At 69.5% G+C, this 15,433-nt stretch carries 12 protein-coding genes; 6 read left to right on the top strand and 6 right to left on the bottom strand.

Annotated elements, in window-relative coordinates:
• The 4 genes from dnaK to AOK08_RS29530 form a co-directional block, all read left to right on the top strand.
• Positions 1–1,725 (top strand): molecular chaperone DnaK (dnaK, locus tag AOK08_RS29545; protein WP_055531727.1); only part of this gene is annotated, 1,725 nt, incomplete at its 5' end.
• On the top strand, positions 1,722–2,384 hold the full coding sequence (grpE, locus tag AOK08_RS29540; protein ID WP_055531721.1) for a nucleotide exchange factor GrpE: 663 nt from the start codon (positions 1,722–1,724) through the stop codon (positions 2,382–2,384). The genes dnaK and grpE, both read left to right, overlap by 4 nt.
• A gap of 66 nt (positions 2,385–2,450) precedes the next feature.
• The gene (gene dnaJ, locus AOK08_RS29535) at positions 2,451–3,641 is read left to right on the top strand and encodes a molecular chaperone DnaJ (RefSeq protein ID WP_055531720.1); all 1,191 of its coding nucleotides are present in this window, start codon (positions 2,451–2,453) and stop codon (positions 3,639–3,641) included.
• Positions 3,642–3,646: 5 nt separating this feature from the next.
• Positions 3,647–4,093 (top strand): heat shock protein transcriptional repressor HspR, encoded by a 447-nt coding sequence (locus AOK08_RS29530; protein WP_055531717.1) that lies wholly within the window; start codon positions 3,647–3,649, stop codon positions 4,091–4,093.
• 62 nt (positions 4,094–4,155) lie between these two features.
• Here the strand turns inward: AOK08_RS29530 and AOK08_RS29525 are convergent, their stop codons facing one another.
• Complete coding sequence (locus AOK08_RS29525) at positions 4,156–4,950, bottom strand: serine hydrolase domain-containing protein (RefSeq protein ID WP_241827136.1); 795 nt, start codon at positions 4,948–4,950, stop codon at positions 4,156–4,158.
• A 426-nt stretch (positions 4,951–5,376) separates the two neighbouring features.
• Here AOK08_RS29525 and AOK08_RS29520 point away from each other — a divergent pair, with 426 nt between their 5' ends.
• Entirely contained in the window at positions 5,377–6,024 is a 648-nt protein-coding gene (locus AOK08_RS29520) for a Uma2 family endonuclease (RefSeq protein ID WP_055531715.1), read from the top strand.
• Positions 6,025–6,035: 11 nt separating this feature from the next.
• Here AOK08_RS29520 and AOK08_RS29515 read toward each other — a convergent pair whose 3' ends face one another.
• A complete protein-coding gene (locus tag AOK08_RS29515) occupies positions 6,036–8,087 on the bottom strand; it encodes a fibronectin type III domain-containing protein (protein ID WP_055531713.1) in 2,052 nt (683 codons plus the stop codon).
• Positions 8,088–8,210: 123 nt separating this feature from the next.
• Positions 8,211–10,205, bottom strand: a complete 1,995-nt coding sequence (locus AOK08_RS29510) for a fibronectin type III domain-containing protein (protein WP_055531711.1) — start codon at positions 10,203–10,205, stop codon at positions 8,211–8,213.
• 381 nt (positions 10,206–10,586) lie between these two features.
• On the opposite strand from AOK08_RS29510, the gene AOK08_RS29505 reads away from it, so the two are divergent.
• A complete protein-coding gene (locus AOK08_RS29505) occupies positions 10,587–11,714 on the top strand; it encodes a sugar ABC transporter substrate-binding protein (protein ID WP_055531710.1) in 1,128 nt (375 codons plus the stop codon).
• A 253-nt stretch (positions 11,715–11,967) separates the two neighbouring features.
• On the opposite strand, the gene AOK08_RS29500 is transcribed toward AOK08_RS29505, so the two are convergent.
• The 3 genes from AOK08_RS29500 to AOK08_RS29490 form a co-directional block, all read right to left on the bottom strand.
• Positions 11,968–12,810, bottom strand: coding sequence for a transglutaminase family protein (locus AOK08_RS29500; protein ID WP_055531723.1), 843 nt, complete (start codon positions 12,808–12,810; stop codon positions 11,968–11,970).
• Positions 12,811–12,884: 74 nt separating this feature from the next.
• On the bottom strand, positions 12,885–13,826 hold the full coding sequence (locus AOK08_RS29495) for an alpha-E domain-containing protein (protein ID WP_055531708.1): 942 nt from the start codon (positions 13,824–13,826) through the stop codon (positions 12,885–12,887).
• Complete coding sequence (locus tag AOK08_RS29490; protein WP_055531706.1) at positions 13,823–15,367, bottom strand: circularly permuted type 2 ATP-grasp protein; 1,545 nt, start codon at positions 15,365–15,367, stop codon at positions 13,823–13,825. Before AOK08_RS29490 ends, AOK08_RS29495 begins: the two co-directional genes overlap by 4 nt.
• Between the last annotated feature and the right edge of the window lie 66 nt (positions 15,368–15,433).

Raw genomic sequence — 15,433 nt, 5'->3', positions numbered from 1 at the left:
AAGAACGGTGAGGTGCTGGTCGGCGAGGTCGCCAAGCGCCAGGCGGTCACCAACGTCGACAGGACCATCCGGTCGGTCAAGCGCCACATGGGCACCGACTGGAAGATCGAGCTCGACGGGAAGAACTTCAACCCGCAGCAGATGAGCGCGTTCATCCTGCAGAAGCTGAAGCGCGACGCCGAGGCCTACCTGGGCGAGAAGGTCACGGACGCGGTCATCACCGTCCCGGCCTACTTCAACGACTCCGAGCGTCAGGCGACGAAGGAGGCCGGCGAGATCGCGGGCCTGAACGTCCTGCGCATCGTGAACGAGCCGACGGCCGCCGCTCTCGCGTACGGCCTCGACAAGGACGACCAGACGATCCTCGTCTTCGACCTCGGTGGCGGCACCTTCGACGTGTCCCTCCTGGAGATCGGTGACGGCGTCGTCGAGGTGAAGGCCACCAACGGTGACAACCACCTCGGTGGTGACGACTGGGACCAGCGCGTCATGGACTACCTGGTCCAGCAGTTCCGCGCCGGCCACGGTGTGGACCTGGGCAAGGACAAGATGGCCCTCCAGCGTCTGCGCGAGGCCGCCGAGAAGGCCAAGATCGAGCTGTCCTCGTCCACCGAGACCTCGATCAACCTGCCCTACATCACGGCCTCCGCCGAGGGCCCGCTGCACCTGGACGAGAAGCTCACGCGCGCCCAGTTCCAGCAGCTCACGGCCGACCTGCTGGAGCGCTGCAAGACGCCGTTCCACAACGTCATCAAGGACGCGGGCATCAACCTCTCCGAGATCGACCACGTCGTTCTCGTCGGTGGCTCCACCCGTATGCCCGCCGTCGCCGAGCTCGTCAAGGAGCTGACCGGCGGCCAGGACGCCAACAAGGGCGTGAACCCGGACGAGGTCGTCGCCATCGGCGCCGCGCTCCAGGCCGGTGTCCTCAAGGGCGAGGTCAAGGACGTCCTGCTCCTCGACGTCACCCCGCTGTCCCTCGGCATCGAGACCAAGGGAGGGATCATGACGAAGCTCATCGAGCGCAACACCACGATCCCGACCAAGCGTTCGGAGATCTTCACGACGGCCGAGGACAACCAGCCGTCCGTCCAGATCCAGGTCTACCAGGGCGAGCGCGAGATCGCGGCGTACAACAAGAAGCTCGGGATGTTCGAGCTGACGGGCCTGCCGCCGGCCCCGCGCGGTGTGCCGCAGATCGAGGTCGCCTTCGACATCGACGCCAACGGCATCATGCACGTCACGGCCAAGGACCTCGGCACCGGCAAGGAACAGAAGATGACCGTCACTGGCGGCTCCTCGCTGCCGAAGGACGAGGTCGACCGGATGCGCCAGGAGGCCGAGCAGTACGCGGACGAGGACCACCGTCGCCGCGAGGCCGCCGAGACCCGCAACCAGGGCGAGCAGCTCGTCTACCAGACGGAGAAGTTCCTCAAGGACAACGAGGACAAGGTCCCCGGCGACATCAAGACCGAGGTCGAGGCCTCGATCGAGGAGCTGAAGGCCGCGCTCAAGGGCGAGGACATCGCCGAGATCCGCACTTCCACCGAGAAGGTCGCGGCCGTCTCGCAGAAGCTCGGCCAGGCGATGTACGCCGACGCCCAGGCCGCGCAGGCCGCCGGCGGCGACGCGCCCGGCGCCGAGGCCCCGAAGGCCGACGACGACGTGGTGGACGCCGAGATCGTCGACGACGAGCGCAACGACCGCAAGGACGGTGTCGCGTGACGGAGGAGACTCCGGGCTTCGAAGAGAAGCCCGACGTCCCCTCCGGCGCCACCCCCGACGACGCCGAGCCGAAGGCCGCCCCCTCTTCGGAGGGGGCGTCCCCGGCCGGGGACGCAGCAGCAGCACAGGTCGCCGGTCTGACGGCACAGCTGGACCAGGTGCGTACGGCGCTCACCGAGCGCACCGCGGACCTCCAGCGGCTCCAGGCCGAGTATCAGAACTACCGCCGCCGGGTCGAGCGGGACCGGATCACGGTCAAGGAGATCGCCATCGCGAGCATCCTGACCGAACTCCTGCCCGTGCTCGACGACATCGGCCGCGCGAGGGAACACGGCGAACTGGTCGGCGGGTTCAAGTCCGTCGCCGAGTCGCTGGAGACCGTCGCCGCCAAGATGGGCCTGCAACAGTTCGGCAAGGAGGGCGAGCCCTTCGACCCGACGATCCACGAGGCCCTGATGCACTCGTACGCGCCGGACGTCACGGAGACGACCTGCGTGGCGATCCTTCAGCCGGGCTACCGGTTCGGCGAGCGCAACCTGCGTCCCGCGCGGGTCGCGGTGGCCGAGCCCCAGCCCGGGGCGACGCAGGCCGAGAAGGGCGACTCCCCGGAGTCGGCGGACGGCAACGGCAAGGAGAACGGTGGCCCGGAAGAGGGCTGACGTGAGCGCCGCCGGCACCGATGGCGCCGGCGGCACGGTTGACGCGGGGAAGGAGGGACGTCGGGGATGAGCACCAAGGACTTCATCGAGAAGGACTTCTACAAGGTCCTCGGCGTCCCGAAGGACGCCACCGAGGCCGAGATCAAGAAGGCGTACCGGAAACTCGCCCGCGAGTTCCACCCGGACGCCAACAAGGGCAACGCCAAGGCGGAGGAGCGCTTCAAGGAGATCTCCGAGGCGAACGACATCCTCGGCGACCCCAAGAAGCGCAAGGAGTACGACGAGGCCCGCGCCCTCTTCGGCAACGGCGGCTTCCGCCCGGGGCCGGGCGCGGGCGGCGGCTCCTTCAACTTCGACCTGGGTGACCTCTTCGGCGGCGCCCCCCAGGGCGGGCCCGGGGCCGGCTCCGGCGCGGGCGGCTTCGGCGGCGGCATCGGGGATGTCTTCGGCGGCCTGTTCAACCGGGGCGGCGGCGGGACCACGCGTACGCAGCCCCGGCGCGGCCAGGACATCGACACCGAGGTCACGCTCAGCTTCACGGAGGCGGTGGACGGCGCGACGGTCCCGTTGCGCATGACGTCCCAGTCACCGTGCAAGGCGTGCTCGGGCACGGGCGACAAGAACGGCACACCGAGGGTCTGCCCGACCTGCGTGGGCACCGGCCAGGTCGCTCGCGGCTCGGGCGGCGGCTTCTCCCTCACGGATCCCTGCCCGGACTGCAAGGGCCGGGGCCTGATCGCCGAGCACGAGTGCCTGGTGTGCAACGGCTCGGGGCGCGCGAAGTCGTCCCGGACCATGCAGGTGCGCATCCCGGCCGGGGTGGCGGACAACCAGCGCATCCGCCTGCGCGGCAAGGGAGCACCGGGCGAGCGGGGCGGCCCGGCGGGCGACCTCTACGTCACGGTCCATGTGGACGCCCACCCGGTGTTCGGCCGCAAGGAGGACAACCTGACGGTCACGGTGCCGGTGACGTTCGCCGAGGCGGCACTCGGCGGCGAGGTCAGGGTGCCGACCCTGGGCGGCCCGCCGGTCACCCTGAAGCTGCCCCCGGGCACGCCCAACGGGCGCACGATGCGCGCGCGGGGCAAGGGCGCGGTCCGCAAGGACGGCACCCGGGGCGATCTGCTGGTCACCGTCGAGGTGAGTGTCCCGACGGAGCTGACGGGGAAGGCTCGTGACGCACTGGAGGCGTATCGCGAGGCGACCGTGGACGAGGATCCGCGGGCGGAGCTGTTCGAGGCAGCGAAGGGAGCTTGACCGAGATGGACGGTCGTCGACGCAACCCGTACGAACTGACGCAGGAGACCCCGGTCTACGTCATCTCGGTGGCGGCCCAGCTCTCGGGCCTGCACCCGCAGACCCTGCGCCAGTACGACCGCCTGGGCCTGGTCTCCCCCGACCGCACCGCCGGCCGGGGCCGCCGCTACTCGGCCCGCGACATCGAACTGCTCCGCACGGTGCAGGCGCTGTCGCAGGACGAGGGCATCAACCTGGCCGGCATCAAGCGGATCATCGAACTGGAGAACCAGGTCGCCGCGTTGCAGGCACGGGTGGCGGAGATGGAGTCGGCACTGGACGGCGCGGCCGCGGCGATGCAGCAGCGGGAGGCTGCCGTCCACGCCTCGTACCGGCGGGATCTGGTGCCGTATCAGGAGGTCCAGCAGACGAGTGCGTTGGTGGTCTGGCGGCCCAAGAAGGCCAAGGACTAGGCGACGAGCGTGCGTGTGAAGGGGCCCGGAGATTCGGTTCGAATCTCCGGGCCCCTCTCGCGTCAAGCCTGATCGGTCGGTCTCCCCTTGAGGTTCTCGATGGCCAGCCGGTCCGTGTCCTCCGGGTCGCCGTTGAGGCGGTGGATCAACACCCACCGGCCGTCCTCCACCGCTCCGGCGAAGATCGAGTCGTGGAGCGTCGCACCGTTGTGCCAGAGCAACCGGCCCAACTGCTGCCAGCTCGGCGCGGGTTCTCCGAGGCGGCGCTCCACCAGGAGGCGTACCAGCAGGTCGGCCGCCGCACGCGGGGTGGCCCACAGGCCTCCCGCCGGCAGGATCGCGCCGTCCATCGTCCACGGTCTGCGGGGCCGGCCGCCGGGCCCGGGGGCCAGGAGACGCCGTCCGGGTTCGGGGTGCGCGGTCATCTCCGTGATGCCCAGGGGCCGCAGGACGTACTCGGCCACCAGTTCCTCGTACGTCGTTCCGGCGGCCTCGGTCAGGGCCGCGCCGAGTACGGCGTAGCCGAGGTTGGAGTACTCCTCCTCCTGCCCGGGAGGTGTGGTGACGAGCGTGTCCAGGCGGGGCAGCAGCCGGTCCAGCGCGGGGCGGTCGAACGGCGCGTACGGGTCCCGGTCGGAACCGAGGCCGGGTGGCAGGCGGGGGAGGCCGGAGGTGTGCCGGGCCAGGTGCAGGAGCGTGATTCCTGTTCCAGAGGCCGTCGTCGGGAGCCACCGCTCGACGGGATCCTCCAGCGCGAGCGCGCCGGACGCGGCCATACGGGTGAGCACCGTGCCGGTGACCACCTTGGTGAGGGAGCCGATCTGGACGAACCGGTCGACGGCGTGACCGTCACTCACGACAGGCGGGGCCGCGTCGCTCAGGACACAGGTCGGTATGGGAAGGGCGGCCGGTTTCACGGCGCTGTCCTCCCGGCGGGCCGGAACCGCTGGCGGGCGGGCGGAGGAAGTCGCGGGTAATGGCTCGACGCCTGAATCGGTCACAGGTTCTCCGTCAAATGTTGTCAAGTGTTGTCAAGTGTTGTGGTGGGGCTTCTGGTTCGGCCGGGGGAAGGGCATCTGATCAGAGTGATCGGCTGATCATCTTGTCGGGGTCCCTCCATGACGCATCGAGTAGTACGGCCCCGGACGGCAGATCGTTCCGCCCTCACTCCGTCGGGTGATTCCGAGGAGAAACGCCTGTTCAGCCGAACAGTCCTACCTGGTGTGACTGGGTTGCTTGTGCCTCAAGGACGCCAAGCCCACACTTGAGGAGGAGGTGCCGCCATGACCGCTCTTGCGCACGAGAGGCCCGAGACCATGTCCGAGTCCCAGGCCGAATTCGTGAACGAACCCAACCTGGACGAGGTCGTGTGGCAGGCATGGAAGGCCATGGAACTCCCCGAGGGCTACCGCGCTGAGATCATCGAGGGAGCCATCGAGGTGTCGCCCACCGGACGTTTTTCGCATGCCCAGGTTGTCAACCGCCTGCGCGACGCACTGGCGATCTTTCTCCAGGGCAGTGAGTACGGCGCCTGGAACGACACGAATGTGATCCATCCACTCAGAGCTTGGGTACCGGACGGGTTCGTGGCGCCCAGGGACGGTGAACTGATCGAGGCGGAGGACAGCCTCGGCGTCAACGCGTCAGCGGTTCACGTGGTGATCGAGGTCGTCTCTCCCGGTAAGCGCAACCAGGATCGCGACCGGGTACGCAAGCGCCGGGAGTACGCCCGTGCCGGAATCCCCGTGTATGTGATCGTCGACGACTACGACAACCAAGGAACGGTGAGCATTCTGACCGCTCCCGTGCCTGAGCACGCCCGCTACGAGGACGAGCACCGGGTGCCTTACGGCACCGAGGCCGTGGTTCCGGAGGGCCCCGCCAAGGGATTTGTCATCGGGGAGTCGATCACGGGTCCCAAGCGAAGCTGAGGAGCGGGAGTTCAGGTTCCGTTCGGCATGGACACGCTGGAGCCCACGTTGCTGAAGGTCTCCGAGCCGTCGGCCGCGACGACCGAGAGCAGGTAGTAGACGGTCGTGCCGTGGGGCACGGTGCGGTCGGTGTAGCTGGTGACGGTGGGGCGCAGCGGGACGTCCGTCACACGGACGTAGGTGCTCGTCGCGCGGTCCCAGCGGTACACGTTGATGCCGACGGCCTTCGTGGCCACCGAGTCGGGGCAGTCGATGTACATGCCGCCCTCGTGGCCGAGGGCCGTGTAGGTGGTCAGGGAGCAGGGGGCGGTGTCCTCGGGGACCGTCGTCGGCCTGAGGTCGAGTTCGGTGGCGGTGACCGCGGAGACGCTGTTGTCCAAGGGGCCGTCCGGCACGTCGGCGTGGTTGTAGTAGATGTCGGACGGGATGACGACGTACGTGTGCGACCCGCCGTTGGCCGCCTCCGGGCCCACGACGAACTCAGAGGTACCGGCGGGCACCGTACCCAGAAAGTCGGGCGTGCAGCAGGAGAAGTACTCCCAGACCGTGTACTCCTTCAGGTCCGCCGCCGGACTGTCGTCCCAGTCGAGTTTGAAGCCGTACTCCAGGGGAGCGGCGGTCAGATTGGTCACCGGTGGCGGCGGGACCTCGTCCCCGGGCCGGGTGACGGTCATCTCGGCGGAACCGGTGGACCAGCGGCCCGCGGTGTTCTTCCGGACCATCACGTAGTGGTAGGTGGTGCCTCGGTCGCCTTTGTAGTCGACGCAGGTGCGGATCTTGTCGCCGGCCGCGTCCGTACGGGTCTTGCGGGCGCTGCAGGTGATGGGCTCCTCGTCGGTGGTGTCCACCGGGGAGGTCGTCGAGCGGTAGACGTTGTAGGCGGTGGTGTCGCCGCCAGGTGCCTCGGTCCAGGTGAACACCACGCCGTCGTCCGTCACGGTCGCCGTCACGTCCTGCGGCGGGAGGATGGACCGGGTGCTGCGTACGACGTTGGAGGACCGCGCGTTCCTGGCCGCGTCGAGCGCGTCGACCTCGTAGTCGTAGGCGGCGCCGTACTCCGCCTCGGTGTCCGCGTAGTTCCTGGCGGTGGTCTCGGCGATCCGGGTGTACGAAGTATCCGGCTCCGACTCCGCCTTGCGGTAGACCCTGTAGCGCACGGCGTCGGCGGGAGCCGTCCAGGTGAGGTTGTTGGAGGCCTCCACGGCGGTGGCGGTGAGGACCGCCGGGGCGGGGGCGATCCAGTCGTACGTGGTGATCCCCTGATCGACGGAGCCCGCCGACTCGTTGCCCGCCTTGTCGTAGGCGCGGATCTCGTAGAAGTACGACTGTCCTGTGGGCGGTGGCTGGTCCCAGGCCGTGAGCTTGGTGGCCGGGGCCGTGGCCACCTTGGTCCAGGTGCCGGTGCCCTGTAGCCGACGGTAGACGCGGTAACCGGCGAGGTCCATCTCCTTGTTGGCGGACCAGGCGAGGTCGGTGTACGAGTTGTCCCTCCCGTCGGGAACGTAGATGCCCACCACGTTGGTCGGGGCGAGGGGCTTGACCTTGTCCGCACTCGCCGAAATGCGGGGCGAGTAGCCGACCTTGACCTTGGCCGCGCCGGTCCGGTTGACGTAGTCGACGCGCAGGGTGTGCTTGCCCCTGGGGATCGTCACGTTGACGGTCCTGGAGTGCGAACCGGTCGTGTCGGACCAGAGGTTGATCTCGCGGCTGTTGTCCAGGTAGACGCGGATGCCGTCCGTCCCGGAGGCGGTGAGGGCGAAGGGGCCGCCGGAGCCGAAGTCCCGTGTCACCGACCACCGCACCCCGAAGTTGTCCCTCGGGAGGCCGGTGGCAGGGGCGTTCGCGCCCCAGTTCTCGGCGATGGCGGCGTCGCAGTCGGTCTTCCTCGGGGTGCCGGAGAAGTTGGTGTTCGCGAAGAACTGCCGTGTGTAGACGGGGGACGCGCAGGTCACCGGCGCGGCCGAGGCCGTCGGGGCCGTCGTGCTGAGCAGGGCGCCGGTGGTGGCGAGCACGAGGGCGGTCGCGGTGGTGGCCGTGACTGTCGTGCGTCTGGCTGGGTTCACAACGGTCGGTCCTTCGCGTCCTGATCGTCAACGGCGTGAAGTTGGCCGTTGACGATCAGGACTCACGAAGGTGTGGATTGGTTGTACGGCTGGTGTGAGTTTGTTCGGGAAACGCGAGCGGGCTCAGGCCACCTTGAAGCTGACCGAGGTGAACGGGCCCCTCCGGCCGCCGTAGTAGTCCACCGTCCGTACCTCGAACAGGTAGAGGCCGTCCGAGGGCGGTGTCCATGTCACCGTCGGGTCCGTGGTCGAGATGTACCCCGTGGCGCCGACGAACCTGTACTCGTAGCCCCAGACCAGGCGGTCCGACGGCGGGGTCAGGGTCAGAGACAGGGGAACGCCCGCACCGCCGTGCGCCGCGCAGTCGTTCGCCGTGCACTGCGTGTACGGGGCCGCCAGGGTGACCGTCGGCGGCGGTGGCGCGGTGGGTGTGGCCGGGGTCGCCCGGTTCACCGTGACCACGCCCTCGGGGGCCGACTCGTTGCCGTACTGGTCGAGGACGACCACGTAGTAGGAGGCGGGGCCGACCGGGGCCGTCGTGTCGTCGTAGCTGAACCCCGGCACCCCGTCGCCGCTGATCCGCGTCCAGGCGTCGTTCGTACCCGTGCGGCGGTAGACGCGGTAGCCGAAGCGGACGTCCGGCGAGTAGGCCCAGGTGAGTTCGGTGTCGCTGTCCCGGACGGTGCCCGCGAAACCCGTGGGCGCCGCCGATTCGCCGGGCGCGGGGCGGGTCGCCGTCACCGTCTCCGACACCGGGGAGACGTTCCCGTACGCGTCGACCGCCTGGACCGTGTACGTGACCGGGACCCCGGCCTGCGCCGTCTCGTCGTCGAAGGAGGTGCCGAGGGCGATGTCCGGGCCGTCGGGGTCGGTCTGGCCCGCCGGGGCCGCCCAGACCTCGTAGTGCTCCACATCGGGCGAGGACGCCTGCCAGTGGACCGCGTTGCCCGCCGTCGTGCCCTGTGCCGTCAGGCCCGTGACCTGGTCGGGCGCCGTCGTGTCCGGCTCACCAGGGTCGACCGTCGCGGACGGCACGGACTCGTTGTCGTACTTGTCGACGGCCGTGACCCGGTAGTACGCGCGCTGCTTGATGTTCGCCGTGACGTCCGTGTAGTACGTGTCGCCGACCGCCCACACGATCCGGGTGTACGGGCCCTGAGGCGCGCTCGCGCGGTACACGCTGTAGGAGAACGCGTCGTCGACCGCCTTCCAGTCGAGCCGCAGGGTCGACGCCGCGACCGTCACCCTGACCCCGGTGACCTGGGCCGGTGGCGTCCTGTCGACGGTCGTCGCGGTCACGTCGGGGCCGGCGGCGGACTGGTTGCCGGCCCTGTCGTAGGCGCGGATCTCGTAGGCGTACGTCTCACCGGTGTTCGGGACGGTCGAGTCCGTGTACGTGGTGGCGGTGGTCGTCGCGAGGGGGGTGGCGCCGAACGGACTTCCGTTCAGGGTGCGGTAGACGCGGTAGCCCGCGAGGTCCAGCTCCTTGTTCTTCGCCCAGGTGAGCCGCGCCCTGCCCGTCGTCCCGTCGTACGTGACCGAGGGGCCCGTCGGGGCCAGGGGCTTGACCTTGTCGACCGCCGCCGACGTGCGGGGCGTGTAGGTGAAGGCCGCGTTCGCGTTGCCCGTCCAGGCGGCGTAGTCGACGCGCAGGGTGTGCCTGCCGGACGGGATCGTGACGTCGACCGTCTTGGTACGGGTCGTTGTGACGTTCGTCCAGAGGTTGACCTTGGCCTGGCCGTCGACGTACACGCGGATGCCGTCCTGGGCGGTGGCCGTGAAGGTGAACGGGCCGCCCGAACCGAAGTCCCTTGTCACCGTCCAGCGGACGCCGAAGTTGTCCTTCGGGAGGCCCGTCGCGGGGGCGTTCGCGCCCCAGTTCTCGGCGATGGTGGTGTCGCAGTCCGTCCTCTTCGGGGTGCCGGAGAACGTGGTGTTCGCGAAGAACTGCCGTGTGTAGACCGGGGAGGCACACGTCACCGTCGCCGCCGTGCCCGCCGTGGTCGCGTAGGCGGGTGTGGCGGCGGTGGTGACGGTGGTGGCGGTGGCGAGCACGACGGCGGTCGCGGTCGCGGCACCCAGGGCTCCCGCAGACCTCTTGCGGCTGGCTGAAATCATTCGTTCCGTCGCATTCGTGCTATTTCGTGCGTGTTCATTCGATGGCGTTCGAGAGTGGCGGAATCAAGCCGTCGATGATCAGGACCCGCGACAAGTGCGCCCGGTTGTCCGGACCTTGGTCAGGACTCCGTAAACACGGGCGAGTGCCCCATGGGGAGATGGAGAGTATGTGAAGGCTGTTTGTGCAGGTCTCCGCCGTTCGTTCATGTCGGCGACGGAGTGTGATGTTGCCCTCCGGATCAGTAGTTCCGCTTGACGTCCAGGGGCTCGCACGCGTTGTCTTTTCGGACACATGGGCCGCACTGCTGCGTCCGCGTCCGGAAAGCACCCGAAGTGAGCATCCGAATGTTTCGTCTGACTCGTCCGGCCCGTCCGATTCACATGAGTCGTGTGGCTCGTTTGCGCCGTTCCGCCACCGCTGTGGCCGCCTCGGCGGTCACGGTCTCCCTCGCCGCGGGCTGCGGCGCGCTCGACGCCGGCGGGGGAGCCACGCAGGCGACCCCGGTGAAGGGCAACGACGTCACGGTGGGGCTGCTGCTTCCGGAGACGGCGAACACCCGTTACGAGAAGTTCGACTACCCGATCATCAAGGCCAAGGTCGCGTCGCTCACCAGCGGGCAGGGCAGGGTCGAGTACGCCAATGCCGGGGCGGACGCCGACAAGCAGGCCAAGCAGTTGCAGAAGATGATCGACGAAAAGGTCGACGTCCTGCTCCTGGACGCCGTGGACGCGCACGCCATCGCGGGCGAGGTCAAGAAGGCCAAGGACGCCGGGATTCCGGTCATCGCGTACGACAGGCTGGCCGAAGGGCCCATCGACGCGTACATCTCCTTCGACAACGAACTCGTCGGCGAGGTGCAGGGACGTTCCCTCCTGGAGGCCCTCGGCTCCGCCGCCAACGAGTCGGCGAAGATCGTCATGATGAACGGGTCGGTGACCGACCCGAACGCCGCCCAGTTCAAGGCGGGCGCCCTCGCCGAGCTCAAGGGCAAGGTGACGGTCGCGCAGTCCTTCGACACCAAGGACTGGAAGCCGGAGAACGCCGAGGCGAACATGACGAAGGCGATAGCCGCCATCGGCAAGGACAACATCGCCGCCGTCTACTCCGCCAACGACGGCATGGCGGGCGGCATCATCAAGGCCCTCCAGGCCGCGGGCGTCACCAAGCTGCCGCCGGTCACCGGGCAGGACGCCGAACTGGCCGCCGTGCAGCGGATCATCTCCGGCGAGCAGTACATGAGCATCTACAAGCCGTACCCGGAGGAGGCCCAGACGGCGGCCGAGATGGCCATCGCCCATATCCAGGGCCGCGACATCCTGTTCGACGCCCTCACCCGGGACAAGGTCTCCAGCCCCACGACCAAGGACGTCCCCTCCCAGTTGGTGAGCGTCGTCGCCCTGACGAAGGACAACATCAAGAGCACGGTCGTCCAGGACGGCATCTACAAGGCGTCCGAGATCTGCGTCCCGAAGCTGGCGAGCGAATGCGCGGCCCTCGGCCTCAAGTAGCCCGCCCAAGCCGCCGCGAGCGGGCCGGGGCCGCGCCCACACCCCTCCGCCGGACATGCGTGTACCCCGGGGCACCGACCCGCCCCGGGGTACACGCATGTCGTACGGGAGCCGACGGAGGGAGCCGCCGTACGGAGTCGCAGTACGGGAGCCGCCGTACGGAGTCGACGAGCGGGTGACCGCCGTACGGGAGCCGCCGTACGGAGTCGACGAGCGGGAGGACGCCGTACGGGAGGCCGCCGTACGGTCGTTTTCAGGCCACCCGCGTGAACTCCACCGTCACCTCCGGCGGCCCGCCCGCCACCCCCCGGTACACGCCCTTGTGCGGGGTCACGTCGTCGTAGTCGCGCCCCCGCCCGACCACCACATGGGACTCGTCGGCGCGCGTCCGGTTCGTCGGGTCGTAGCCGCGCCAGTCGCCCGCCCAGTACTCGATCCAGGCGTGGGACTGGCCGGGCACCGGGCGGTGCAGTTCCGCCTCCCGCTCGGGGTGGAGGTAGCCGGAGACATAGCGGGTGGGCAGGCCGAGGCCCCGCAGCAGCGCGATCGTCACATGGGCGATGTCCTGGCAGACGCCCGCGCCCTGCTCCCACGCCTCCGCCGCCGACGTGTTCACCCCCGTCGTACCCGGCAGGTACGACACCCGGTCCGCGACCAGCGACGACACCGCGACGGCCGTCTCGTGCGGGTCGAGACCCCCGGCGACCTCGCGCGCCCGCGCCACCAGCTCGGGCGGCACCGTCGTCCGTACCGTCGCCGTCGCGAACTCCAGCAGCCGGGAGCCCGCCGTCCGCTCGGCGACCTCGGCCCAGCTCGGCGCGGGCTCCAGGGGGCCCGGCGGTGCCGTCTCCACCAGGCTCTGGGCGGTGATCGTGAGGTCGGCATGCGGGTCCATCAGGTCGAAACCGGTGACCTGCGTGCCCCAGTAGTCCCAGTACGACCAGGTCGGCGTCGTCGGGTTCACGGTGACCCGGGCGTCCAGCGTGGTCTGGCCGGGAAGCGTGAGCGGGGTCATCCGGACCTCGTTGTGCGAGGAGACCGCCGCCTGCGCGTACGCGACCCGGGTGATGTGCCGGATGCGGAGCCGCCGGGTCATCGGCGCGTTGGCCGGCATGCCACTCATCACGTCACCCGTACCGCTGCTCGTCCTGTATCCCGTCCCGTTGCTGCTCATACCGCACGCGTTCCTTCCTGAGCCCACTCCACGGGTCCCTGGTACGGGAAGAACCGCTCCGCGACCGCCTCGGCGGAGGCCATGCACGCGGTCTGCAAGTCCCTTAGAAGTGAGGGGAGTTGGTCTTCCAATGCCTGCGAGTCCAGATATTCGAGTCTGGTGCGCAGCCGCCCGATCGGGCGCCGGGCCGGATCCTGGCGCGGGCGGCCGAGCGCCGAGAGGCACTCCTCGGCGGTGGTGAGGGCGTGCAGCGCCGAGCGCGGGAAGTCCCGGTCCAGGAGCAGGAATTCGGCGACTCTCGGGGTGTCACCGAAGCCTCCGTACACCCGCGCGTACGCCTCGTCGGCGCCGGACGCGCTGAGCAGGGTCGGCCAGTCGGGCGCGTGGGCGGCGTCCAACACCCGTACCGACAAAAGCCGTACGGTCATGTCGACCCGTTCCAGGCTGCGCCCCAGCACCACGAACCGCCAGCTGTCGTCCCGGCTCATCGTGGAGTCCGCGAGACCGAAGAAGAGCGCGGATCTGCGCCGGACCAGCTCCAAGTAGGCGTAGGGGCCGGTGCGCCGGGCCGCGAGGCGCTGGTCGGCGAGGGCGTGCCAGGTCGAGTTGAGGCACTCCCACATCTCCGAGGAGACGGCCTCACGGGCACTGCGGGCGTTCAACCGGGCGGCCCCCAGGGCGCCTTCGATCGAGCAGGTCGAGCGTGCGTCGAAGGCGAGCTGGTCCAACACCTGCTGCATGTCCACGGGTTGGCCGCCCGCGTCGACACCCAGGATCGCGTACAGGGAGCGGCAGGCCGCGTCCTCGTCGCGCCAGGGGTCCTCCAGCAGCCGGTGCAGATAGGCGTCCAGGATGCGGCCCGTCGCGTCGGCCCGCTCCACGTAACGGCCCGTCCACGTCAGGGCCTCGGCTATCCGGGAGAGGATCACGTCGTTCACTGCTGTGCTCCTTCCTGTACGAGGGTGTGGTTGCCGTCGGGTCCGTGTTGGCGCGGGGCGACCTCGGGCGGCGCACCCGTGGGCTGTACGGGGTACGGGGTCTCGGCGGGCCCCTCGGAGAGCACCCAGGTGTCCTTGGAGCCGCCGCCCTGGCTGGAGTTGACGATCAGGTTGCCCTCCTGGAGGGCGACCCGGGTCAGCCCGCCCGGCAGGACCCAGACCTCGCTGCCGTCGTTCACGGCGAACGGGCGCAGGTCGATGTGGCGCGGCGCCATCCGCTCACCGGCCAGGGTCGGGGAGGTGGAGAGCGCGACGGGGCGCTGCGCGATCCAGCCCCGGGGATCGGCGGCCACGGCCGCCCGGCACTGCTCCAGGGTCTCCCGGTCGGCCTTGGGGCCGATGACGATGCCCTGGCCGCCGGCGCCGTCGACGGGCTTGATGACGAGCTGGTCGATCTGGTCGAGCACGGCCTCCAACTGGCCCGGCTCGTCGGGACGGAACGACTCCACGTTCGGAAGAATCGGTTCCTCGGAGAGGTAGTACCGGATCAGATCGGGTACGTACGTGTAGAGCAGCTTGTCGTCGGCGATGCCGTTGCCGACCGCGTTCGCGAGGGTGACGGTGCCCGCCTGGGCGGCGCTCAGGATGCCGGGGCAGCCGATCACCGAGTCGGGCCGGAAATGGAGCGGGTCGAGGAAGTCGTCGTCCAGCCTTCGGTATACGACATGGACGGGCACCTCACCGCGCGTGGTCCGCATCCACACCCGGTTCTTGCGGCACACCAGGTCGTGCCCCTCGACCAGCTGCACGCCCATCAGCCGGGCCAGCAGCGCGTGTTCGAAGTAGGCGGCGTTGCTCGGCCCAGGGGTCAGGACGACCACACGGGGATCGGCGACCCCCTCCGGCGCGGCGGCGCGCAGCGCGGCCAGCAGGCGCTGCGCGTAGCCGTCGACGGGGACGACGTGCTGCTCGGCGAAGAGGGACGGGAAGACGCGGGTCATCGCCCGCCGGTTCTCGATGACGTACGAGACCCCGGACGGCACCCGGACGTTGTCCTCCAGCACCCGGAAGTCCCCGGCCTCGTCCCGGACGAGATCGATGCCGGCGACATGGATGCGTACCCCGCCCGGTGGCTCGATGCCGTGCGCGGCGCGATGGAAGTGCGCCGAACTGAGCAGCAGCCGCCAGGGCACGACACCGTCCTCGAAGGCCCGGCAGTGCCCGTAGGCGTCCGCGAGATACGCCTCCAGGGCCCGCACCCGCTGGGCCACCCCGCGCTGGATGAGATCCCACTCCAGCGCGTCCAGGATCCTCGGCACGAGGTCCAGCGGCCAGGGCCGTTCCTCGCCCGCGAAGGCGTAGGTCACCCCCCGGTCGGTGAAGGCTCGGGCCATCTGGTCGGCCCTGAACCGCAGTTCGGTGGGTTCGATGGGCTGGAGCGCCGCCAGTACCGGCTCATAGGCGGTCCTGACCTCACCCGGCCGCACAAACATCTCGTCCCACGCATCGGCCAACGCGTACGCGTCAAATATGTCCGCCATGGCCTGAAGGTAGGGGCGGGACGTAACGGGACGATCTCCGAGTGGTTTCCGGCAGCTCACGCGCAA

It is taken from the genome of Streptomyces graminilatus (assembly GCF_001418565.1).
Lineage (GTDB): Bacteria > Actinomycetota > Actinomycetes > Streptomycetales > Streptomycetaceae > Streptomyces > Streptomyces graminilatus.
This window is presented reverse-complemented; position numbering and strand designations above follow the sequence as displayed.